Origin of the sequence: Ottowia caeni, from assembly GCF_050821495.1 — a bacterium.
Lineage (GTDB): Bacteria > Pseudomonadota > Gammaproteobacteria > Burkholderiales > Burkholderiaceae_C > Ottowia > Ottowia caeni.
On the sequence record NZ_CP151080.1, the window covers coordinates 3,756,565 to 3,778,827 of the forward strand.

A 22,263-nucleotide genomic window follows, 5' to 3' on the forward strand; every position below is an offset into this window, starting at 1 on the left:
CCTTCAGAGGTGAGGCGTCCGGCTTTCTGCCCTTGAGCTTCAGACCTTACGACGGAGCCGGCGCATGCCCATGCCTGCAGCACCCACGGCCAGCAACATCATGCTCCATTCACTCAACGTGGGCACGGCCGTAACCGCCGCCACAGGAGGCCCCACCCTCCCAGGACCAGTGATGGTGTAGTAAAAATTACCAGGGACATCACCATTGAGACCATCATACGAAGTCATAACCAACGTATAGGTGCCCGCAGCCAACGTTACCGTGTGATCATCGTCAATGCTGGCTACGCATGAATTGCCAAGGTTAGCCGGGTCAAAAGTGCCGGAATAAATACCCAGGGTACCATCCTGTCCGATGTCGTCCTCGTAACCGTTATCGTAGAAGTTGTAGTCCCCTGAGGCAGTCACCTGCACAGTCATGGTGCGATATCGATTGGGTTCAGAATCAAAATTACATGACCCATTGCTGTCCCAAAAATACCCATCCACAGGGGCATCGGAGAGAGCCAAGCTGTAATTTAGGTTACTCGTGACTTGCGCCTGCGCAGTCAACGCGCACGATGCCAACACTGCCGCAGCAGCAATATTTTTTAGTAACGACACACCACCTCCTTTGATTACAAAATTTTACCGCTTGAAAGAATAATTCAACTCCCAAACAAATGCAAACGCTATTATTTATTAAATATTTTATTATTAAATTACTATAATTTAATTAAGTAAATTTATACTATTCACTTATTCTTTTCGAAGAAATAATCTCCATGCAATCCTGGCGCGCGTCTCTTCTCCATTTCAACGAAGACGGACTAGCTCAATACGAGTCCGACGGGTTGCTGGTCACTGGCCCCAATGAAGCTGGCAAACCTACAATTCTGGCGGCAGGAAGCCATGCCTCGTTAGCAGCGCTCTTTGCCAGCGTGCCCTGCACGCACCTACCGGGTCGCCTCATAGCACCCGGCTTCGTCGACATGCATGTGCACTATCCGCAGCTCGACGTCATCGGATCCCCTGCCGAAGGCTTGCTGCCTTGGTTGAATCACTACACGTTTCCGCACGAAGCACAATTTTCCAACGCTGAACACGCCGCGGAAGTCGCCAGCTTTTTTGATGAGCTCATGCGCCACGGCGTCACAACGGCCCTCACATTCGCCACGTCGCACCCCACCTCAGTGAACGCCCTTTTTGAACAGGCGCAAAAACGGGGGTTGCGCCTGATCACCGGCAAAGTATTACAAGACCGCCACTCACCCGATGGTGTGCGCGACCAGACCGAACAAAGCCTCATCGATACCGAAGCGCTGATCAAAAAGTGGCATGGCGTGGATCGCCTGGGCTACGCCATCACGCCCCGATTCGCGCCCTCCAGCACCGAAGCGCAACTGCGCGGCGCAGGTGAACTGGCGGCGGCCTACCCCAGCACCTGGGTCCAGTCGCACGTGGCGGAAAATCTTGAGGAAATCGCCTGGGCGCGTGGTCTATTCCCCGACTCGCGCTCTTATTTGTCGATCTACGCCGATCACGGCCTCATGCGCGAGCGCGCTGTTTATGCGCACTGCATTCACTTCGATGACGATGACCGCGCCCTGATGCGGGATACCGCCACTGCCGCCGCCGTGTGCCCAACCAGCAATCTTTTCCTGGGAAGTGGCTTTTTCGATTTTGCAGGCGCGGAGCGCGTGCCCTTCGCGCACGGGCTGGCGAGCGATGTGGGCGGAGGCACCAGCTTCTCACCCTTCGTGACCATGCGCGCCGCCTACTTCGCAGGTCGCGAAGGCCAGACCAAGCCCGGCCTCAGCTTATCGCCCGAAAGACTGTGGTGGCTGCACACGGCAGGTGCGGCGAGCGCGCTGGGGCTCGAAGGCGTAGTGGGGAACCTGCAACCGGGCTGCGAAGCCGACTTCGTCATCCTCAACCCCCAGGCCACACCCTTGCTCGCCCGGCGCACCAGCCAAGCCGAAAATCTGGCCGAACTCCTGTTTGCGATGATCGTGCTCGGAGATGACCGAGCCGTGGAACGAACCGTCATCGCGGCTTGAACCTAGAACCGTTTCCAGGTTGAATCCAGGTCTTCAACTGGCCACAAAGCAACAGTGCAGCCGCACTTCCTACAATAACAGCCCTTCCCGCAAATCAGGCAGACGAGCGCAATGAGCATCAAGAGCGACAAATGGATTCGGCGAATGGCCGAAGAGCACGGCATGATTGAGCCGTTCGAACCCGGCCAGATCCGGCATTCGCCCACCGGCGAAAAAATCGTGAGCTACGGCACCTCAAGCTATGGCTACGACATACGCTGCGCGCCTGAGTTCAAGGTATTCACCAATATTCACTCCACAGTGGTGGACCCGAAGAACTTCGACGAAAAGAGCTTTGTCGACATCAATGCACCGGTCTGCATCATCCCGCCCAACAGCTTCGCGCTGGCACGGACGATGGAATACTTCCGGATTCCGCGCAACGTGTTAACGATCTGCCTAGGCAAGAGCACCTATGCGCGCTGCGGCATCATCGTCAACGTCACCCCTTTCGAGCCGGAATGGGAAGGCTATGTGACTCTGGAGTTCTCCAACACGACACCTCTGCCGGCCAAAATCTACGCGGGCGAAGGCTGCGCTCAGGTATTGTTCTTCGAAAGCGATCCTGACGACGTCTGCGAAACGAGCTACAAAGACCGTGGCGGGAAATACCAGGGCCAAGTCGGCGTGACACTACCCAAGACCTGAGTAACCGCAAGCCAATGGTGTGGCAGCGCGTACTGCGCGCCACACCGACGTGAATTTTTCCGCAAGAGCCTCTGTCCTACACGGCTTGGCGGTACATGCTGAATGGGCGCCCTTGGGTGGGCTCGTAGCATTCCCGTCATGGCTTCGAATACTGCTTACACCGAAAACAGAAAAGACCCAGCCGCCAGCATAGGAGGCCTGAAGCATGCCTTCACTCCAAGCCGAACCTTGATCGCAGCAGTCTGGGTCGCAGGGGTGCTGCTGATGCTCGGCGCAATTGCGAATGTGGCGCAAGAGCAAGTACGCAAAGGCATGAACCTGCATGGGCAGGGGCTTTCTGCACCGCAGGCCGCCGCCGGTCAGTCAGGCAGTGATACTGCCGAGGCAACTCAAGTCAGCGCAGGCACTGCTGCCAGTCTCACCAAAACCGCTTACGGTCAATAGATTCTGACAATAGAGTGTGTGCTTATTTCAAGTCCGCAAAAGCGAACGCGAAGAGTCTGCGAAATCCTCAGGACAAGACACTAACTGATCTCACCTGCCTGCTGCCGCAAATCAACCTCGGTAGTCAATGCAGTGCGGATTCCGATGCGCAGACCCTCCACCAATGTTGCCAGCGGGATGCTGGGATCGCCTATTTCAGGCAGCAACGGCACATGAATGAATCCGCCTCGCGTTGCCTTCAGGCCCCGGTCTGTGGCCAAGAGATGCATCAATCCATAAAACACTTGGTTGCAGACGAACGTACCGGCGGTTTGCGACACTTCCGCCGGGATGCCCTTGGCCTCTATGGCCGCCCGCATGGCCTTGATCGGCAGCTTACTGAAATATGCGGCTGGTCCGCCCGGAATAATCGTCTCGTCAATGGGCTGCCTGCCGGCGTTGTCGGGAATGCGGGCATCGTTAATGTTAATACCCACGCGTTCGATCGATATGGCGCCCCGGCCCGCCGCCAGACCGAGACATATGACCAGCACTGGTTCGTGCTCACGCACCAAGGCTCCGAGCACCTTCAGGGACTGGCCGAACACCGTGGGCAATTGGGCAGCCACGACGCTATGCGCGGCAATCCGGCGGCCATGCAAAGCTTGTGCAGCCTGCCAGCTGGGATTGAGACTGTCACCGCCAAAAGGGTCGAAGCCCGTCACCAGTACCTTAGGGGCTCGGAGGGACAACGCCTTTTGCTTGGTTGGGGCTACCATTGCAAGACTTTAGCGCACTAGCGTAATTAAGGCGAGGAACTGACCATGAGATGGGAAGGCAACCGACAGTCGGACAATGTGGAAGACCGCCGTGCTGAGGGTGGTGGTGGTGGTGGTGGGTTTGGCCTGGGTGGCCGATCCATCGGCATCGGCACCATCGTGATCGCGTTAGTCGCATGGGGGGTGTTCGGCATCAACCCGTTAACCACCATTGGCGTTCTCAGCGGCGGTGGCAGCCCCGTCCAGGTGCAGCCGCAGGGGCCGGCGCAAAAGCCCCCGGCGGGCGATACGCGTGCGGCATTCGTCTCTACGGTTCTGGCTTCTACCGAAGACGCCTGGGGTCAAGTCTTTCGTGAAGGCGGGGCGCAATACCGCACTCCTCGCCTGGTGCTCTTTCGAGGCGTTACACCGACAGCATGCGGCACCGGGCAGTCGGCCATGGGGCCGTTCTACTGCCCGGGTGACCAGAAGGTGTACCTGGACATGGAATTTTTCGACACACTCAGCCGCCAGCTCGGTGCGCCTGGCGAGTTCGCGCAAGCCTATGTGATTGCCCACGAAGTGGGGCACCATGTGCAAACCTTGCTGGGAACCACCGGAAAGGTAGATGCCATGCGCGGGCGCATCAGCCAGACGCAACAGAACGCACTCAGTGTGCGCATGGAACTGCAAGCCGACTGCTACGCAGGCATCTGGGCCAATAAATCCCAGCAAGCCAAGAACTGGCTTGAGCAAGGCGACATTGAGTCGGCCATGAATGCCGCTGCCCGCATTGGCGACGACCACCTGCAGCGCCAGCAGACCGGCACCGTGCGCCCAGACAGCTTCACCCACGGATCCAGCGCCCAGCGCCAGCGTTGGTTCGCCACTGGCTACAAAACGGGCAGTGTGCAAGCCTGCGACACCTTCAACGCTCAGGCGCTTTAAAAGCGTGATTGGAATCTCCTCGCCCACAGCACAGTGTGCGGGGATGATGAGAAAAAAGCGGGAAAACCAAGGGAAGAAGCGGGGGCACAAGAAGAAACGCTTGGACTCTGGCACCTCGGATCAGCAGAGGCCGCGCACAAAATAGGCAGGAGTTCGGCCAAAAGGGGATAATAGAGGGTTCATGAGCATCTCTTATACCGATCTGGCATTAGCCGAACCCCTCAAGCGCGCCGTGGCCGACATGGGCTACGAAAACATGACGCCCATCCAGGAGCAGGCCATTCCTGTCGTTCTGGAAGGCCGCGATGTCATGGGTGCCGCGCAGACAGGCACCGGCAAGACCGCCGCCTTTTCGCTGCCTCTCTTGCAGCGCTTGCTGAAGCACGAGAACGCCAGCACTTCCCCGGCCCGCCACCCCGTGCGCGCACTGGTTCTACTGCCCACACGTGAATTGGCCGATCAGGTGGCCGGCCAAGTCAAACAGTACGCCAAGTACACACAGCTTCGTAGCGCGGTGGTGTTCGGCGGCATGGACATGAAGCCGCAGACGGCTGAACTCAAAAAGGGTGTCGAAATCCTGGTGGCAACGCCAGGCCGCCTTCTGGATCATATCGAGGCGAAGTCCGCGGTACTGAACCAGGTCGAGTATGTGGTTCTAGACGAAGCCGACCGCATGCTGGACATCGGTTTTCTACCCGACTTGCAGCGCATCCTGAGCCACCTGCCGAAGGAACGCACTACCCTGCTATTTTCTGCCACGTTCTCGCCTGAGATCAAGCGCCTGGCGGGTAGCTACCTGCAAGATCCGGTCACCATCGAGGTCGCCCGCCCCAACGAAACGGCATCCACCGTGGAGCAGCACTTTTACATGGTGAGCGACGACGACAAGTGTCGCGCCCTGCACCAGGTGCTGAAAGACCGAGCCGTACGACAAGCCTTCGTTTTCGTCAACAGCAAGCTCGGTTGCGCGCGGTTGGCACGCACGCTTGAACGCGACGGTCTGAAAACAACAGCTCTGCACGGGGATAAGAGCCAGGACGAACGACTGAAGGCTTTGTCAGCGTTCAAGGCTGGTGAAGTCGATCTTCTGGTCGCCACCGATGTCGCCGCCCGCGGACTGGACATCAAGGATGTCCCTGCGGTCTTCAACTTCGACGTTCCCTTCAACGCTGAGGATTACGTGCACCGTATCGGCCGCACTGGGCGTGCAGGCGCCTCGGGCCTCGCCGTGACCATGGTCACGAAGGGAGACGGCCGGTTGATGGGAGACCTGGAGAAGCTTCTGAAGAAGAAAATCGAAGTCGAGCATATCGAGTTCGAAGAGGAAAAGCCACGCGGCCGCTTCAACGACGGCCGCCGCGCATGGCATGACGAAGGGGACGCGCCATCCCGCGAACGCCGGGGCAGCAGCGAGCGCAGACGCTTCGCACCCGCCGCGGCTCCGGTTGACCCGTTCTTTGAGCGGCCCTATGAGCCCACAAGCGAGTCAGCCGACCAGCCTCCTGCGTGGGAGTCCAGTGCCCGTGCGGCGCGACCAGGCATCTCGGCCAACATCAAGCCCAAACGTAAAGTGGCCGCCCTGTTCAAGGCAAGCGCACCCCAGTCGTAAAAGGCCACAGAACCAGACAGCCTCCTGGAAGTGCATTCGGCGCTGATCAAGTCCACAGCTGCGTCAGCGCATGAATCGTCAGGCCAACGAGGCCACCCACCAGCGTTCCGTTGATCCGAATAAACTGAAGGTCGCGCCCAATGTGGCGTTCCAGTTCCTCGGTCATCTCCTTGGCATCCCAGGCCTGAACCCGACCCACGATGTATCGCCGGATATCCTCCCGGTAGCGCTCAATGAACTGGGGCGCGGCGGCCTGCAGCTCTCCATTGATCCACCCGCGAATAGCATCGTCTCCGGCCAGCCGCTCACCGAGTGCTTGGGCCGCCTGAGTGATGCGGTGGCGAATGGATGAGTCGGGCTGCGTCATGTCGGCCTGTAGCCAACCCAGTATTTGGGACCAAAGTTCGTTAACATAAGTACCCAGCGCAGGATTGTCCAGCAACTCAGTCTTCAGGCGCTCCCCGCGCCGGTGCATCGCCTCGTCGTCCTTAAGGCGCGTCACAAAGTTGCTCACCATCTCGTCAAAGCGCAACCGCAGGCTATGTTCAGGATCATCAGCCATGTCGATGATCGTCTTGGCGATGATCACGACCACCTTGCGGGTGGCCAGCCGGGCGGCCATTTGATCCAGCCCCACATACTTCAACGCCTTCACTTCACGGGCAATGGCCTCCGTCATAGTGTCCTGAACCGCACTTTCGCCCAGCAACTTTGCCAACTGCACCAGCACACCGTCAAGCAGTTCCTGATGCCGCCGGTCATGGGTCATGGCCTCCAGCATCTGGCCTGACAGGCGGGTCACGTCGACCTGTCGCAAGCCACTTCGGGCCGCCTCCGCTACAAACTGGCGCACACGTTCATCATCCAGCGCGCCCACCATCCACCGCGCCGCGGCAACCAACCTCTCGCCCACGCGTTCAGCATTGGCCGATACAGAAAGCCACGCCGCAATGCGCCCGGCAGCGTCGAACTCACGTACTCGCACCAACACCTGGTCGGTGGCCAGAAAATGCTGGCAAAGAAAATTGGCGAGGTTTTCGCCGATGCGGTCCTTGTTCTCCGGAATAATGGCCGTGTGCGGAATGGGCAGACCGAGGGGATGCCGGAACAGCGCGACGACGGCAAACCAGTCAGCAATCGCCCCCACCATCGCGGCTTCAGCGAAGGCGGCCACATAGCCCCAGGCCGCGTGTCGGGGTAACTGCCAGGTTGCCAGCGCATAGAGCAAGGCTGCGGCCACCAGCAACCCCAAGGCCAGGCGCTTCATGCTGGGCCGCCCGGCATCTGCGCCTGCTCGCAGCGCACCTGTATCAACTCGCGCGATTGCGTCTCCGACCCCAGGCGCACGGCACTCAGCGCGCCTCCCCAGACGCACCCCGTATCCAACGAAATGATGTCCGGCCGACTCAGCCACCCCAGCGTGGACCAGTGGCCAAACGCCACCACGTCGGATCGAGTATTGCGTCCCGGAACGTCGAACCATGGCATGTAGCCAGGCGGCGCATGCTCGAGCCCGCCCGTTTTCGTCTCAAACTCCATACGCCCTTCCGGGCTGCAATAGCGCAGCCTGGTGAATGCGTTAATGACCACGCGAAGGCGATCAGCCCCTTCCAAGGCATCATTCCACTGGTCGGGCTGATTGCCGTACATCTCGTGCATGAACGCACCCCACTCTGGGCCGCGCAACACGGAGTGCACTTCACCGGCCAGCGCCAAAGCCTGCTCTGCGCTCCACTGCGGCAGTACGCCCGCATGCACCATCAATACGCCCCCTTCGCTCAGTGCCAGCGGTCGCTGTCGCAGCCAATCGAGCAAAGCCAATCGGTCGGCCGCCTGCAGGATGTCGTTTACGGTATCGCTCCTGTGTGCTTTGCGCACACCCAACGACACGGCCAGCAGATGCAAATCGTGGTTGCCCAGCAGGCATTCAACCGCGTTGTCCAGTGCCACAAGCCGGCGAAGTACGGCCAGGGATGCCGGTCCGCGGTTAACCAGGTCTCCCAAAATCACGAGGCGATCGCGACTGGGTGAAAAATCAATAAGATCGAGCAGACGGCCAAGGGCGCCATCGCACCCTTGCACGTCGCCCATGAGGTAGAGTGCCATGATGTTTATTGTCCACCGGGCAGGGTTCCGGTATTTATGAATCTGTTGTTAATCGTTTTCCTCACGCTGCTCAACGGCGTGTTTGCCATGTCCGAACTGGCTCTTGCTTCCAGCCGCAAGGCGCGGCTCGCCGCCATGGAAGAAAGCGGGGACACCGGGGCGGGCACAGCACTCAAGCTGCTGGAAAACCCCACGCAATTCCTATCGACCGTACAGGTCGGCATCACTTCGATCGGCATGCTCAATGGCATTGTCGGTGAAGCAGCCTTCAGTGGTCCGGTGGCCCTTTGGCTGGAACGCATGGGCATCGGGGCACCTGCCGCCAGCGTGGCAGCCACAGCCCTGGTGGTGACCATCATCACGTTCACCACTATCATCTTCGGCGAACTGGTACCCAAGCGCATCGGCCAGCTTTACCCAGAAGCAGTCTCGCGGTGGGTTGCCAAGCCCATGAAGTGGCTGGCAACTATTGCCAAGCCGTTCGTGAAACTGCTTTCGCTCTGCACCCAAGCCACCCTGAAATTACTGCGCATTGACAATACCCAGGCGCGCTCCATGACTACCGAGGAGATTTCTGCCAGCCTGGAGGAAGGTGTCGACGCTGGCCTGATCGAGGAACACGAGCACCAGATGGTACGAAATGTATTTCACCTGGACGACCGCCCTTTGACCTCATTGATGGTGCCCCGGAATAATATCGACTGGCTGGAGGGAAGCCAGAGTGTCAGTCAAGCGCTGGATTATGTAGCAGCACAGGGAGAAAAAGGTGCGCATTCCTGGTATCCGGTATGCCACAACGGATTGGATGATGTCGTTGGGGTTATTAGCGTAGCTCGGCTTCTCGAACTTGGGCGCCATTCGGAAGGGCATATTGAAAACCATGCTGCAGCTGCAGCATTTCTCCCTGAAACCCTCAGCGTCATGGAAATGCTGGAGCAACTGCGATCCAGATCAGGCCGTCTGGCCCTGGTGGTGGACGAATATGGTGTCGTGCAAGGCTTGATGACACCGCGCGACCTGCTTGAAGCCATTACTGGAGAATTGAAGCCAGACGCCCATATCGATGCCTGGGCCGTACCCTCCGCTGACGGATCATGGATTCTTGAGGGAATGATGCCGGTGGGCGAATTGAAAGCGCGCCTGGACATCAAGGAGTTACCCCATGAGGACAAGGGCCGCTACAACACTCTGGCAGGCCTTCTGCTCTCGGAGTTTGGGCATTTCCCTCCCGTGGGCGAGCAAATTGAATGTGCCGGCTGGATATTCAAGGTGACCGAGCTGGATGGCCGACGAATTGAGAAAGTTTTTGCAGAACCTGTTGATTCTTCCGCCAATTGACCTGCCCAATCGCCGGCTAATTGGTCCGCCTGATGCTTACATCATGCTGATAAGTGATATATTAATGCCACCTAAATATTTCCCGATTTCAAATCATGGCAACTTACAAAGAACTCCTCAAGCAACAGGAAGCGCTGGCTCTTCAGATCGAAGAGGCGCGCAAGGCTGAGATTTCTGATGCCGTCCAAAAAGTACGTGAGCTGGTAAGCGAATATGGATTGACCGCTGACGACGTGTTCTCTTCCGGTCGCCGCAGCAGCGGCAAGTCCCGTGCTGGCAGCAAGGTCGCACCTAAGTATCGCGATCCAGCCACCGGCCAGACCTGGACTGGTCGCGGCAAGGCTCCCAAGTGGATTGAAGGCCAGGATCGGGCCAAATACCTGATCGCCTGATAACACCCCGGGTATTCCTGTATCGGCGGGCTGATCGCCCGCTCGGATCAGGCCCAAAAAAGAAAGGCACCCGCGGGTGCCTTTCTTTTTTGGCTCGCCCGAAGAAAAAACCATCACTGTATTAGGGATAAATTCATTCACAAAGCCCTGAATTCCCTGATCTTGGTGGCCTTTTACTGCGGAAACGCCAAATTTGTATTCACTCGTAACATTTCCGCGAAAAAGAACCCTGGACACCTTCCACGACCATATCCCCTATCGCGCCATTGCTGGCCAGTTCTAGGATAATCACCGCCATTGCATCCATTCAGGAGTTTCCCATGAGCGACGACACCCAGCAACGAATAGACGAGTTGGTCAAGAGCCATCAGATTGTCTTGTTCATGAAAGGCAATGCCAGCTTTCCCATGTGCGGATTTTCGGGCCGCGCCATTCAGATCCTCAAGGCATGTGGGGTGGAGCCACGCAACCTGGCCACAGTGAACGTTCTGGAAGACGAAGCCATTCGCCAAGGAATCAAGGAATACAGCCAATGGCCGACGATTCCTCAACTCTATGTCAACGGCGAGTTTGTCGGCGGCTCCGACATCATGATGGAAATGTATGAGTCGGGTGAATTGCAGCAAATGGTAGGCGCCAGCGCCTGAGTCTGAGTCTCGACTTGCGCCTCTAGGCTCTCGATTCAAGGAAGCGCCGAACCCTTTCCTCTGGAACAGCCAAACGAAAACGGATGCCGAGGCATCCGTTTTCGTTTGTGGACATCAAATTGGCTACTTGCGCACCACAACTTCCACGCGGCGCGATGCTGAAGCGGTCGCGGCGGTGCCGGTGGTGTCAGCAGGCTTCTCCAGCAGAGCACGCTCTATCGGTACGCCAGCAGCAACCAGGGCGGCCTGCACCGCCTCGGCGCGGCGTTTGGAAAGCTCCGCATTTTTCTCCGGATCGCCAGTTGAATCATTAAAGCCGGAAATCACGGCCTTGGCGCCGGCGTTCTCCTTCAGATAATTAAGCAGTGAACCCGCCTTCGAGGCGAACTCGCCAGATAGCTCGGCACTGCCAGAGTCAAAGTACACCTTGAGCGCAGGTGCGGATTCCACAGTCCAGCCCACAACACCCGAACCCGCCGGCTCATCGGTCGCAGGAGCACCCGCACCCGGGGTAGCTGCCGGTGTGCTGCCTGAGGCCGCAGGAGCAGAAGCCGGCTCCACTGCCGGTCCAGGGCCGAAGGCTCCAACAACCGAGCCTGACGAAGCCGGTGCTGGGGCCGTTGCCGGGGGCGCCTCTACGTTATTGCTTCTGGAGCAATAATTCAGTCCGACCAGCGCCGCAATGGCCACAATAGCCCACGGCAACCACTTCATCCAGCCCCCGCCGCCAGAAACGCCGGCCCCACTGGTGGCGACCGGCGCTGCCAACAGGTTCTGGCCCGCGGCGGCCAGACTGCTCACCTCGGGAGCTAGGTTGGACGGAATGCTACCGCCAGGCGTCAGTTTGCCGACGAGCACTGGAATCAAATAGCCCAGGGACGACGCGACGCTCTCCCGCTCCAGCGTCAGACGGGAAGTCAACTGGGACAAGAGTCCCCCGCTGGAGCCCAACACCGTTTCCAGCTGGCTGTTGCTGATAGGTTGCGCGGCCGGGCCGCCGCCGAGCCAGGACTGAACAATGGGGCCAAAGCCAGCCGCCTTGAATTTTTCAAGAAAACCAATCAGGCCCCCACTCTCCTTGGAGGTCATATAAGCCAGAAGCACCTGCAGCAAGGGCAAGGCCTTGTCGCCCACGCCAAAGCGCGCCGCAACTTCACGAATCAGGATATCAAACATAAAAAACCTTTCTTTTCCAGGCAACGCACTCCTGGGCCGTCATTCATTCCACGGCATGCCACTTGGGGGAATCTCTGCGAGATTGATTATAAGAAGCGATATGGCTGAGACATGTCATCCGGTTCCTACAGTCTTCCAACTGCGCTGCGAGGATGCCAGACTGTGTAAACTGACAAATTTCACTCACTGAAAACACCCTCCGTAGAGAGCAGGTGAACTTGGAAGCCATTTCCAATAAGAACCGTCTATGAGCTTCACCCAACAAATTCTGGTCATTATCCTGTTGATAGTGGCCAGCGCATTCTTCTCGATCGCTGAGATCTCGCTCGCCGCTTCGCGCCGCCTGCGTTTGCGGCAGATCGCTGACGAAGGTGATGAGAGGGCGTTGCGCGTCCTGCGGGTGCAAGAACAACCTGGCCACTACTTCACCGCCGTGCAGATCGGCTTGAACGCCATTGCGATCCTCGGTGGAATAATTGGTGAAGGTTTGCTAAGTCCCTATCTGACCTCGTGGCTGGTCACATGGCTGCCCGAGCGCACCGCTGCCACACTGTCCTTTGTGGGTTCCGTGGTAGCCGTTACTTCCGTTTTCGTAGTGTATGCCGACCTCGTCCCCAAACGGCTGGGCATGGCTCAACCAGAGCGCGTGGCCATGGCAGTTGTCGGACCCATGGAAAAATTCCTGGTCGCCTTCAAGCCCATCGTGTGGCTCTACACGCGGTTTACCGACCTGACCATGCAACTCTTTGGCCTTCCAACCCAACGCGACGAGCGCATCACCCCGGACGACATTCTGGCGCTGGCAGAAGCCGGCACTCAGGCGGGGGTGCTGGCACGGCCTGAACAACAAGTGATCGAGAACGTTTTTGAGTTGGACACTCGATTCGTCACGAGCGCCATGACCCCCCGTGATCGCGTAGCATGGCTCAGCAAGGACGACCCCGACGATGTGGTTCGCGCCCGAATTGCCGCAGAACCATTCTCGACCTATCCGGTTTGCGACGGAGAACTCGACCACGTGCTGGGCTACGTGGACGCGCGGGATTTATTTCAATGTGTGCTGAATTCTCGGCAGATTCGCCTGACCGACCCCACTCTGCTTCACAAGGTGGTCGTGGTGCCAGACAGACTCACGCTGTCGGAGGTGTTGCTGCAATTTCGCCATCAGCACGAGGATTTCGCCGTCATCGTCAATGAATACGGCACCGTCGTGGGCGTGGTCACGCTGAACGATGTCATGAGCACCGTAATGGGTGACCTGGTGACGCAGGAAGACGAGGAGTTGATAGTGCGCCGCGACGACGGTTCCTGGCTGATCGACGGCCATGCACCCATGCCAGATGTTCAGCGCGCCTTGAATCTGGACGACTTACCCGACCCCGAGGCATACGACACGCTGGCCGGTTTTCTCATGGAAATGCTCAGGCGCGTGCCACGCCGCACGGACACCGTCCGCTGGGGCGGTTATCGTTTCGAGGTGATGGACGTCGACAACTACCGCATCGACCAAGTGCTGATCACGCGCTCGCTCGCGGAGCAAGCCCACCCTTCGCCAGACAAGCCATCCGCGACTTCGGTGTAGACCGAATGGCACTTGCTTAAAACAAGAACGATTACTTCCAGAATCAGACGGCAGACAATCCTGAATCAGCCCAGACCCAGCGCTTTTGAGCGCTGAACACCGCATTGGGATACTCGGACTTGCCTCGCGATCCGTTGTAGCGGCCCAGGGCCATGAAAAGATTCCCACGTTCGCGGTCAAGGTAGTGCCGGAAAATGACGCAGCCGAAACGCAGGTTGGTCTGCATGTGAAACAGCTTGCCCGGATCACCGTCGCCGATCACGCGGGTCCAGAAAGGCATCACCTGCATGTAACCTCGGGCACCGACACGGGAAACAGCAAACTTTCGAAATGCGCTCTCGACCTGGATCAGCCCCAGCATGAGTGAAGCGTCGAGACCGGCGCGTCGGGTTTCGTACCAGACGGTCTGCAGGAACTCGACCCGCGTCGCGAGGTCTTTCTTTCGGCTGTAGAGCCGGTCGCTCATACTGGAAAGCCAGCGCAAATAGGCCATGCGCGCATCGGTGGTCGCGAATACGGGCACCGGGGGGCCTGGTTGGAAATTGCCGAGCTCAGTGCCGTACGCACTGAATCAATCAAGGGCTCTTCCAGTTGGCCACCTGCCCAAGCTTGACCGTGCACCAGCATGCCCCCCGTGGCCATCAAGGGGGCCGAAAGCAAAAGCTTCCTCCTGGAGACCCCTCCTCCGTCAGCCTGAACGCGCGCGCCGGTGGTCATGCCAAGAGCTTACCTTTCACGAAGGCTGCAATTTCGCCGGCGGGGACTTTGGTGGGCGCAGCATCGCGCCGGTGCTGGTATTCAACCTGGCCTTCCTTCAGACCCCGATCGCCAATGGTCACGCGGTGCGGCACGCCGATCAGCTCCCAGTCGGCGAACATGGCGCCAGGACGCTCACCCCGATCATCCAGGATCACGTCAACCCCGGCGGCCAACAGCTCTTGATAGAGGGCTTCAGCACTAGCCTTGACAGGCTCGCTGCGATCCATGCCCACCGGGCAGATCACCAGGGTGAAAGGTGCAATGGCGTCAGGCCAGATGATGCCGCGTTCGTCGTGGTTTTGCTCAATGGCCGCTGCTGGCAGGCGTGTGATGCCGATGCCGTAGCACCCCATCTGGAAGGGCTTGGGCTTGCCGTCTTCGTCGAGGAAGGTGGCATTCATTGCCTTGCTGTACTTGGTTCCGAGGAAGAAAATGTGCCCAATCTCGATGCCACGCTGAATGGCCAACTCGCCCTGGCCGTCCGGGGACGGATCCCCCGCGACGATATTACGCAGGTCTGCCACCAGCTCAGGCTCTGGCAGGTCGCGGCCCCAGTTGACACCGGTAAAGTGAAAGTCTTCTTCATTGGCACCGCACACCCAGTCGGCCATGACCGCCACCTCCCGATCTGCCACAACCCTGACAGATTGCTTCAGATTGATCGGTCCGAGATAGCCCGGCTTGGTTCCAAAATGCGCCATGATCTCGGGCACCGTGGCAAAACGGAAGCCTTGGTCGAGTCCCGGCACCTTCCCCACCTTGATCTCGTTCATGTCGTGGTCGCCACGCACCAGCAGCAGCCAGACTTGGGTCTTGGCGATTTCCCCTTCAGCGTTCAGGGTGTCCGTAGCCAACACCAGGGATTTGACGGTAGCCGACAAGGGAATGCCAAGCAACTCGGCCACGTCGGGGCAAGTGCTCTTGCCGGGCGTGGGTGCCTTGACGAGCGCTTGGACGGCTGCCGGGCGCGGACCAGTTGGGGGCGCGCTTTCGGCCTTTTCCATGTTGGCGGCGTATTCGCTGCCTGTGCTGTAAACAATGGCGTCTTCGCCCGTGGCGGCAATCACCTGGAACTCTTCGCTCAGATCTCCGCCAATAGCGCCGGAATCCGCCGCCACGGCCCGGTAACGCAGGCCGAAACGATCAAAAATGGCACGGTAAGCCCCTGCCATGATCTGGTAGCTCGCCTTGGCGCTGGTTTCATCGCGGTCGAAGCTGTATGCATCTTTCATGATGAACTCGCGTCCGCGCATCAGCCCGAAGCGGGGGCGGCGTTCGTCGCGGAATTTGATCTGAATCTGATAAAGATTCTTGGGCAACTGCTTGTAGCTGCGCAGGTCCTGCCGTGCAATGTCGGTCACGGCTTCCTCGCTGGTTGGCTGCACGACGAAATCGCGGTCATGCCTGTCCTTGATACGCAGCAATTCGGGCCCCATGGACTCGAAGCGCCCGGTTTCACTCCAAAGCTCAGCCGGCTGGACCACGGGCATGGAACACTCCACGGCACCCGCCCGGTTCATTTCTTCGCGAACGATCGCCTCGACCTTGCGGATCACGCGCAAGCCCATGGGCATATAGGTATAGACGCCGGCCGATAGGCGCTTGATCATGCCGGCGCGCATCATGAGTTGATGGCTCACGACTTCGGCATCGGCCGGGGCTTCCTTGAGGGTGGTAATCAGGAACTGGGAGGCTTTCATGGCGCAAGAATAAGGCGGTGCCGGCATGGGCCAGGATGCTCTTCACGAGAGGCGCACCGTGCTTGGTGCGCGTGCTTTGGGCACATCTCATGCAGGGTATCCCTAGGCCCCCTTGATGCACGGCGATGCACGTGCATAATGACTGCAACTATTTAAATTTTGAGGTTTGATTATGCTCGACCGGGAAGGCTTTCGCCCGAATGTCGGCATCATCTTGCTCAACCAGAAGAATCAGGTATTTTGGGGCAAGCGTATCCGCACCCATTCCTGGCAGTTCCCGCAAGGCGGCATTGATCGGGGCGAGTCCCCCGAACAAGCCATGTTCCGTGAGCTGCACGAGGAAGTAGGACTCCACCCGGAGCATGTGCGTATCGTGGCCCGAACCCGCGACTGGTTGCGCTACGAGGTGCCAGACCGGTTCATCCGCCGCGATGCTCGCGGACATTACAAAGGCCAGAAACAGATCTGGTACTTGCTTCAACTCATCGGCTACGACTGGCAGCTCAACCTGCGCGCCACCAGCCATCCTGAGTTCGATGCGTGGCGCTGGAACGATTACTGGGTACCGCTGGACGTGGTGGTTGAGTTCAAGCGTGGCGTCTATGAAATGGCGCTTACTGAGCTTGCCCGGTTCCTTCCTCGAACCGAACACCGCAACCGCTACCTACGGGGAGGCATGCGCACACGCGATCAAGCCGACATGCCCCAGGACCACAATCTGCCCGCATTTGAGCACGGCCAGAGAGAACCTGCCTCCGCATGGCCGCAGGCCACCCCGCTTGCGTGTGCACCGAGTTACGAGATCAAGCCACAAGGTTCAGAGTGAAGAAGTCGTCAAAAATGTTTTCACGCTCCGTGGCCGGGGTAGCAGCGCTGTTGTGCATGGGTTTCGCCATTCCTGCATCGGCGCAATATGCCGACCTCGACCGGGCCGACTGGAAGGAAGATACCGTTCCACCACCACCCGCCTACAGCGTTTCGGGCTTGATCGATATCGAAATGCCGCGCGCATCATCTGTGCGCATGGGCATCGACCCTAAAACCATAACGCTCAATTCTGATACCGGGATCGTGCGCTACGTGGTGGTAGCCCGTGGACCAAGTGCAGTGAATGCGATGTACGAAGGCATTCGCTGCGCCACAGGAGAGTACCGCGTCTACGCACGTCAGGTGCAGGGCGGCGAATGGTCGCCAGCAAGTGACAGCGAGTGGAAAAGCATGCGAGGCCAAGTCACCTACCCGCACCCCTACCGACTGGCGCGAGACGGCATCTGCCTGGGAGCAACCGCCAATTCCGTACCCGAGGAGATGATCCGTGCGCTCAGGTCACCCAAGGGTACCCTGTACGATTGAGCCCCAAGCCTCTTGGGCTTACCGCGTCAGTACCAGGTTGTCTCGGTGGATCATTTCGGGCTCGGCTGTATAGCCGAGCAGCGCTTCGATCTGGCTAGAAGGCTTGTGGCAAAGCAGGCGAGCTTCTGCACTCGAATAATTTGCCAGCCCCCGGGCTATTTCCAACCCGGCAGCGTCTCGAATGGCGACGACATCGCCACGCGAGAACACGCCCTCTACCCCCGTCATCCCAACGGGTAGCAGACTTTTGCCTTCGCCAAGCAACTTGGCGGCGGCTCCGTCGTCGACACTGAGCGCACCACGCAGTTGAAGGTGGTCCGCCATCCATTGCTTGCGTGCTCGGGTTTTCTGCGTGGGTGCCACCAGCAGCGTGCCAATGCGCTCGCCCCGCGCCAAACGCAGCAGCGCATCCGGCTCACGACCCCAGGCAATCACGGTAGACGCACCCGAACCGGCGGCGCGCCGAGCCGCCACGATCTTGGTCAGCATTCCACCTTTGCCAATCGAGGACCCCGCACCGCCCGCCATCAGCTCCAGGGCTGGGTCTCCTGCGCGGGCTTCGTGCACGAACTCTGCCCCCGGGTTCTGACGCGGATCTGCTGTAAAGAGACCTTTCTGGTCGGTCAGTATGACCAGCAGGTCGGCTTCGATCAGGTTGGCCACCAGGGCTCCGAGCGTGTCGTTGTCGCCGAACTTGATCTCGTCGTTGACAACGGTGTCGTTCTCGTTGATCACCGGCAGTACCTGGTGCTGCAGCAGCGTAAGCAGGGTGGAGCGTGCGTTCAGGTAACGCTCGCGGTCCGCCAAGTCGGCATGCGTGAGCAACACCTGGGCACTGCGCAAACCGTGCTCGCGCAGTTTCGTCTCATACATCTGCGCCAGACCCATCTGCCCTACGGCGGCGGCGGCCTGGAGCTCATTGATCTCGCGCGGTCTTTGGGTCCAGCCCAGACGCTTCATGCCTTCCGCAATGGCGCCACTGGACACCATGATAATTTCGCGCTGGCCCTCAAGGCCGACGTCAGCATCGCCGCGAGCCAGCATGGCCATCTGCCGGCACCATTCGCCTATTGCCTGCTCGTCAAGCCCACGGCCCTCGTTGGTCACAAGGCTTGAGCCCACCTTCACCACGATACGGCGCGCCTGAGAGAGAACCTCGGACAAGCTTTCTTGCGTCATTCAAAACTACCTGAAGAATATGACGGAATGGCGAACTGGCAGCCGAAATCAGCTAAAGCGCGGATCGGCGTCTTCGGCCGGCGGCTCCGCAGCCAGGTGTTCCGCCCGCAAATACTGGTAGATCGCCTTGATCAAAGGCTCACAGCCCTCGCGCGTCAGAGCCGAAATCTCAAAGACCGGCCCCTTCCAGCGCAATCGCTTGACAATATCCTTGACGCGGGCGGCACGCTCTTCGGCGGGCACCATATCCAGCTTGTTGAGCACCAGCCAGCGCGGTTTCTCGTACAAGGTCTTGTCGTATTTTTTCAGTTCGGCAATGATGGCCTTAGCCTGTGCCACCGGGTCTGCACCTTCATCAAAGGGCGCAATATCCACCATGTGCAGCAAGACTCGCGTACGCTGCAAATGGCGCAGGAACTGATGGCCTAGGCCCGCCCCTTCGGAAGCGCCTTCGATCAGCCCCGGAATGTCGGCCACCACGAAGCTCTGCTCCGGGCCAACCCGCACCACACCCAGGTTGGGATACAACGTGGTGAACGGATAGTCTGCAATTTTCGGTCGCGCGTTGCTCACAGCTGCGATGAACGTGGACTTGCCCGCATTCGGCATGCCCAGCAACCCTACGTCGGCCAAAACCTTCAGCTCTAGCTTGACGCTCTTCTTGTCGCCCGGCCAGCCAGGCGTTTTCTGGCGCGGTGCGCGGTTGATCGCGCTCTTGAAGCGCATATTGCCGAAACCGCCATCGCCACCCTTGGCGATCATGATTTTTTCGCCGTTCGCGAGCAATTCGTACAGCACCTCACCGGTTTCCGCATCGGAGATGATGGTGCCGACAGGCATTTTCAACACGATGTCTTCGCCGGCGGCGCCAAACATGTCCGAGCCCATGCCATGCTGGCCCCGCTTGGCCTCGTGCCGGCGCGCATAGCGAAAATCCACCAGCGTATTCAGAGACGAATCGGCCAGCGCGTACACATGACCGCCCCGCCCACCGTCACCGCCGTTGGGACCGCCAAATTCCTTGTACTTTTCATGCCTGAACGAAACGCAGCCATTGCCGCCATCGCCGGCAGCGATTTCTATATAGGCCTCGTCAACGAACTTCATGATGTAACTCCTGGCATTTCTTGCCTAGTGTAGTGTTCGGCTCCGGGTCCGACAGGTTAAAAGGAGCCAGAAACACAAAAGCCCCGCAGGGCGGGGCTCGGGCTGAGCGCCTGTAACAGTTACCTGTGGACAGGCGTGCTCAATCAGGCCGCCGGGGTCACCACCACGGTCGAACGGTTGAGCGAGCCCTTGGTAGTGAACGAGACATTGCCATCAACCAGCGCAAACAGCGTGTGGTCTTTGCCGACACCAACGTTGGTGCCAGCATGAAAGCGCGTGCCGCGCTGGCGAACGATGATGGAACCAGCGCTCACGCTCTGGCCGCCAAACACCTTCACACCCAGCATCTTGGGCTTGGAATCGCGCCCGTTTCGCGTAGAGCCGCCGCCTTTTTTCTGTGCCATGGTGCTTTACTCCTATGACTTGGTGCCGCCGTTGATGGCGCCAATCTCAAGTTCGGTGAAGCACTGGCGATGGCCCTGGTGCTTCTGGTAGTGCTTACGACGACGCATTTTGAAAATGCGCACTTTGTCGTGCTTGCCCTGTGCAACGACTGTTGCCGTTACTGTGGCGCCGGACACCAGGGGCGCCCCGATCTGCAGTTCACTGCCGCTACCGACAGCCAACACCTGATCAAGGGTGATTTCCTGGCCAACGTCCGCAGCAATCTGTTCTACTTTAATTTTTTCGCCAGCGGCAACGCGATACTGCTTGCCACCGGTTTTTATGACCGCGTACATATGAACCTCTTCGAATTGAAAAGCTTCTGCCAAACTGATTTCCGGCAGAACCGCGCATCTTAGCAGGACTTTGTGATTGATGCAACCAGTGCTAAACTTGCTCTGTTGTCAGATTGCACCCAATCTGAGCCGAACCGGGGGCGATTCGGGCCAAAACCTATAATTCACTTCATCTCCAAGCACCGGCTTGTATGCCAACTGCTTGCCCCTCTTTCAGTTCACCCCCGCATCCTTGTCCGCCTCCTCCACGACTACCAGCCAGGCTTTGAGCATCGTCTCGGCCGACATGCAAGAGGTCGACGCCACTATTGCCCGTCGGCTCGACTCAGGCGTACCCCTGGTCGGCGAAGTGGCGCGCTACATCATCTCCGCCGGCGGCAAGCGCCTTCGGCCTGTGCTACTGCTGCTGGTTTGCGGCGTGCTCGACTGCCGTAGCCCGCAACGCCACAACTTGGCAGCGGTGGTGGAATTCATCCACACCGCCACCCTTTTGCACGACGACGTGGTGGACGAATCCACGCTCAGGCGCGGCCGCAGTACCGCCAACGAAATGTTCGGCAACCCTGCCAGTGTGCTGGTCGGTGACTTTCTTTACTCGCGCGCGTTCCAGATGATGGTGGACACAGGCAGCATGCGCGTCATGCAGATCCTGGCCGACGCCACCAACATCATCTCCGAAGGCGAAGTCCTGCAGTTGATGAACATGCACGATGCCGAACTCGACGAAGAAGGCTACCTGCGCGTGATCCGCTCCAAGACCGCCAAGCTGTTTGAAGCCAGCGCCCGGCTGGGTGCGGTACTCGCCGGCGCCACCCCGGCCATTGAGGCTGCGTGCGCCGAGTACGGCCAGTCGCTCGGCACCGCCTTCCAGGTCATTGATGATGTGCTCGACTACGACGGCGACGCCGAAGAAATGGGCAAAAACCTGGGCGACGATCTGCGGGAAGGCAAGGCTACGCTTCCGCTGATCCTGGCCATGCGGATTGGAACGCCAGAGCAGGCCACCCTGGTGCGCGAAGCCATCCAGACCGGCAGCACCGAAAAACTGGCCACCATTGCCAGCATCGTACGCCAGACCGGAGCCCTGGACCGCACCCGAGCCGCCGCCGCCGAACAGGCCCAAAGAGCCATCGACGCCGCTCGCCTGCTCCCTCAGAATGAGTACACAAACACTTTGCTAGAATTAGCCTCCCAACTGCTGTTGAGGCGCTCGTAACCTGCAGGTACAGAGCGCATTCGGGGTGTAGCTTAGCCTGGTAGAGCGCTACGTTCGGGACGTAGAGGCCGGAGGTTCGAATCCTCTCACCCCGACCAAAATCACTCTGTAAATCAAGGGCTTAGAACAGCCGCCGCGATGCGGCTGTTTTGTTTTCTGGCGGTTCCGTGCCAATTCTGTGCCAAACGGCCGGGATTCGACGGCACCGCAACCGGTCCGGTTTAAGCGCAATGCCTACAGGAGTCTCCTCATTCACCGGAGATACACCTGGCATCACAACAGCATCAGTGATGCCATGCCGAATTGCCAGAAATTCCGCCTCGTGACCCGCGCCTTTGCCCACACCCGTGCTGCAATCAACTGCCGAGCAGATGACCTCTCCCAGGCATCGGCAACTCGGCATGATGCCCAACCCAATCCAGCCGCCCAAAAACCCCGCGACAGCCACCCTACCGTGAGGGCGAAGACACGTGGGCGCGCCCTGCAACAACGGCTCAATTGAAA

At 59.1% G+C, this 22,263-nt stretch carries 22 protein-coding genes, 1 tRNA gene and 1 pseudogene; 13 read left to right on the forward strand and 11 right to left on the reverse strand.

The window, feature by feature from the left end:
• Positions 1-39 precede the first annotated feature (39 nt).
• Positions 40-420, reverse strand: a complete 381-nt coding sequence (locus AAAK34_RS17690; protein ID WP_431777522.1) for an IPTL-CTERM sorting domain-containing protein — start codon at positions 418-420, stop codon at positions 40-42.
• A 344-nt stretch (positions 421-764) separates the two neighbouring features.
• Here AAAK34_RS17690 and guaD point away from each other — a divergent pair, with 344 nt between their 5' ends.
• From guaD to AAAK34_RS17705, 3 genes are all read left to right on the forward strand, one after another.
• Positions 765-2,039: a guanine deaminase gene (guaD, locus tag AAAK34_RS17695; RefSeq protein WP_431777523.1), complete on the forward strand. Its 1,275-nt coding sequence runs from the start codon at positions 765-767 to the stop codon at positions 2,037-2,039.
• Positions 2,040-2,150: 111 nt separating this feature from the next.
• Positions 2,151-2,726, forward strand: a complete 576-nt coding sequence (dcd, locus tag AAAK34_RS17700) for a dCTP deaminase (protein WP_231697098.1) — start codon at positions 2,151-2,153, stop codon at positions 2,724-2,726.
• Positions 2,727-2,864: 138 nt separating this feature from the next.
• Complete coding sequence (locus tag AAAK34_RS17705; protein ID WP_231697097.1) at positions 2,865-3,170, forward strand: hypothetical protein; 306 nt, start codon at positions 2,865-2,867, stop codon at positions 3,168-3,170.
• 80 nt (positions 3,171-3,250) lie between these two features.
• Here AAAK34_RS17705 and pcp read toward each other — a convergent pair whose 3' ends face one another.
• Positions 3,251-3,928 (reverse strand): pyroglutamyl-peptidase I, encoded by a 678-nt coding sequence (gene pcp / locus AAAK34_RS17710; RefSeq protein ID WP_231697096.1) that lies wholly within the window; start codon positions 3,926-3,928, stop codon positions 3,251-3,253.
• A gap of 45 nt (positions 3,929-3,973) precedes the next feature.
• Between pcp and ypfJ the strand changes: the two genes are divergently transcribed.
• On the forward strand, positions 3,974-4,855 hold the full coding sequence (ypfJ, locus tag AAAK34_RS17715) for a KPN_02809 family neutral zinc metallopeptidase (protein WP_231697095.1): 882 nt from the start codon (positions 3,974-3,976) through the stop codon (positions 4,853-4,855).
• 181 nt (positions 4,856-5,036) lie between these two features.
• Positions 5,037-6,464: a DEAD/DEAH box helicase gene (locus tag AAAK34_RS17720; RefSeq protein ID WP_231697094.1), complete on the forward strand. Its 1,428-nt coding sequence runs from the start codon at positions 5,037-5,039 to the stop codon at positions 6,462-6,464.
• A 46-nt stretch (positions 6,465-6,510) separates the two neighbouring features.
• On the opposite strand, the gene AAAK34_RS17725 is transcribed toward AAAK34_RS17720, so the two are convergent.
• Together AAAK34_RS17725 and AAAK34_RS17730 are read right to left on the reverse strand one after the other, a co-directional pair.
• Positions 6,511-7,731: a DUF445 domain-containing protein gene (locus AAAK34_RS17725; protein ID WP_431777524.1), complete on the reverse strand. Its 1,221-nt coding sequence runs from the start codon at positions 7,729-7,731 to the stop codon at positions 6,511-6,513.
• Positions 7,728-8,570 (reverse strand): symmetrical bis(5'-nucleosyl)-tetraphosphatase, encoded by an 843-nt coding sequence (locus tag AAAK34_RS17730; protein ID WP_231697092.1) that lies wholly within the window; start codon positions 8,568-8,570, stop codon positions 7,728-7,730. Before AAAK34_RS17730 ends, AAAK34_RS17725 begins: the two co-directional genes overlap by 4 nt.
• A 36-nt stretch (positions 8,571-8,606) precedes the next feature.
• Between AAAK34_RS17730 and AAAK34_RS17735 the strand changes: the two genes are divergently transcribed.
• The 3 genes from AAAK34_RS17735 (at position 8,607) to grxD (ending at position 10,947) form a co-directional block, all read left to right on the forward strand.
• Positions 8,607-9,908, forward strand: coding sequence for a hemolysin family protein (locus AAAK34_RS17735; RefSeq protein WP_231697091.1), 1,302 nt, complete (start codon positions 8,607-8,609; stop codon positions 9,906-9,908).
• Positions 9,909-10,003: 95 nt separating this feature from the next.
• Positions 10,004-10,300, forward strand: a complete 297-nt coding sequence (locus tag AAAK34_RS17740) for an H-NS histone family protein (RefSeq protein WP_231697090.1) — start codon at positions 10,004-10,006, stop codon at positions 10,298-10,300.
• A gap of 320 nt (positions 10,301-10,620) precedes the next feature.
• Positions 10,621-10,947 carry a Grx4 family monothiol glutaredoxin gene (grxD, locus tag AAAK34_RS17745; protein WP_231697089.1) on the forward strand — a complete coding sequence of 109 codons (327 nt, stop codon included), beginning with the start codon at positions 10,621-10,623 and terminating at the stop codon, positions 10,945-10,947.
• Positions 10,948-11,070: 123 nt separating this feature from the next.
• On the opposite strand, the gene AAAK34_RS17750 is transcribed toward grxD, so the two are convergent.
• Entirely contained in the window at positions 11,071-12,123 is a 1,053-nt protein-coding gene (locus AAAK34_RS17750; RefSeq protein WP_231697088.1) for a YidB family protein, read from the reverse strand.
• A gap of 247 nt (positions 12,124-12,370) precedes the next feature.
• Here AAAK34_RS17750 and AAAK34_RS17755 point away from each other — a divergent pair, with 247 nt between their 5' ends.
• Positions 12,371-13,705, forward strand: coding sequence for a hemolysin family protein (locus tag AAAK34_RS17755; RefSeq protein WP_231697087.1), 1,335 nt, complete (start codon positions 12,371-12,373; stop codon positions 13,703-13,705).
• Between the two features lie 43 nt (positions 13,706-13,748).
• On the opposite strand, the pseudogene AAAK34_RS17760 reads toward AAAK34_RS17755, so the two are convergent.
• Together AAAK34_RS17760 and AAAK34_RS17765 are read right to left on the reverse strand one after the other, a co-directional pair.
• Positions 13,749-14,422 (reverse strand): annotated as a pseudogene (locus tag AAAK34_RS17760) (lytic transglycosylase domain-containing protein).
• Positions 14,419-16,164 (reverse strand): proline--tRNA ligase, encoded by a 1,746-nt coding sequence (locus tag AAAK34_RS17765; protein WP_231697086.1) that lies wholly within the window; start codon positions 16,162-16,164, stop codon positions 14,419-14,421. Before AAAK34_RS17765 ends, AAAK34_RS17760 begins: the two are co-directional and overlap by 4 nt.
• A 172-nt stretch (positions 16,165-16,336) precedes the next feature.
• On the opposite strand from AAAK34_RS17765, the gene AAAK34_RS17770 reads away from it, so the two are divergent.
• The gene (locus tag AAAK34_RS17770; protein WP_231697085.1) at positions 16,337-16,990 is read left to right on the forward strand and encodes an RNA pyrophosphohydrolase; all 654 of its coding nucleotides are present in this window, start codon (positions 16,337-16,339) and stop codon (positions 16,988-16,990) included.
• A gap of 14 nt (positions 16,991-17,004) precedes the next feature.
• Complete coding sequence (locus AAAK34_RS17775; protein ID WP_231697084.1) at positions 17,005-17,517, forward strand: CNP1-like family protein; 513 nt, start codon at positions 17,005-17,007, stop codon at positions 17,515-17,517.
• A gap of 18 nt (positions 17,518-17,535) precedes the next feature.
• Here the strand turns inward: AAAK34_RS17775 and proB are convergent, their stop codons facing one another.
• The 4 genes from proB to rplU all read right to left on the reverse strand — a co-directional run bounded on the left by proB (position 17,536) and on the right by rplU (position 20,543).
• Positions 17,536-18,696 carry a glutamate 5-kinase gene (gene proB, locus AAAK34_RS17780; protein ID WP_231697083.1) on the reverse strand — a complete coding sequence of 387 codons (1,161 nt, stop codon included), beginning with the start codon at positions 18,694-18,696 and terminating at the stop codon, positions 17,536-17,538.
• A gap of 48 nt (positions 18,697-18,744) precedes the next feature.
• A complete protein-coding gene (cgtA, locus tag AAAK34_RS17785) occupies positions 18,745-19,803 on the reverse strand; it encodes an Obg family GTPase CgtA (protein ID WP_231697082.1) in 1,059 nt (352 codons plus the stop codon).
• A gap of 143 nt (positions 19,804-19,946) precedes the next feature.
• The gene (gene rpmA / locus AAAK34_RS17790) at positions 19,947-20,207 is read right to left on the reverse strand and encodes a 50S ribosomal protein L27 (RefSeq protein WP_231697081.1); all 261 of its coding nucleotides are present in this window, start codon (positions 20,205-20,207) and stop codon (positions 19,947-19,949) included.
• 12 nt (positions 20,208-20,219) lie between these two features.
• Entirely contained in the window at positions 20,220-20,543 is a 324-nt protein-coding gene (gene rplU / locus AAAK34_RS17795; protein ID WP_231697142.1) for a 50S ribosomal protein L21, read from the reverse strand.
• Positions 20,544-20,775: 232 nt separating this feature from the next.
• Here rplU and AAAK34_RS17800 point away from each other — a divergent pair, with 232 nt between their 5' ends.
• Both AAAK34_RS17800 and AAAK34_RS17805 read left to right on the forward strand, forming a co-directional pair.
• Positions 20,776-21,759 (forward strand): polyprenyl synthetase family protein, encoded by a 984-nt coding sequence (locus AAAK34_RS17800; RefSeq protein ID WP_231697080.1) that lies wholly within the window; start codon positions 20,776-20,778, stop codon positions 21,757-21,759.
• Between the two features lie 21 nt (positions 21,760-21,780).
• A tRNA-Pro gene (locus tag AAAK34_RS17805) sits at positions 21,781-21,857 on the forward strand.
• The last annotated feature ends 406 nt before the right edge of the window (positions 21,858-22,263 follow it).